Raw genomic sequence first — 298 nt, 5'->3', positions numbered from 1 at the left:
CCTCGGTCACCGCGCCGTGGTCGTCGCCGGCAATCACCGGCAGATCGTTGGTGCCGGTGATGGTGATGACCACCTCGTGGCTGGTGCCATCGGCACTGTGCACGGTGAAGGTCTCGACCTTGGTCTCACCCTCTTTCAGGTACTGCACGTCGCCGTTGGCCACGTTGTAGGTCCACTTGCCATCTGTGGTGATGGTCAGGCTGCCCAGCACACTGCCGGTCGGGGTACCGGTACCGGCCTTGAACACCGCCTCGCCCGCATCCAGATCGGTCAGGGTCAGGGTGCCGCTGTCGGTCAG

The 298-nt window shown here is 64.8% G+C and carries 1 protein-coding gene; it reads right to left on the bottom strand.

Translation table 11 applies throughout. The features are described from left to right. Positions 1–298, bottom strand: a 298-nt coding sequence (locus tag KW825_RS20310) for a VCBS domain-containing protein (protein ID WP_218330243.1), incomplete at both ends; no start/stop codon positions are given.

Source organism: Aeromonas sp. sif2433 (assembly GCF_019218705.1).
Taxonomy (GTDB): Bacteria; Pseudomonadota; Gammaproteobacteria; order Enterobacterales; family Aeromonadaceae; genus Aeromonas; species Aeromonas encheleia.
The sequence above is the reverse complement of the archived record's forward strand: the minus strand, read 5'-3'. Positions and strand labels throughout refer to the sequence as shown.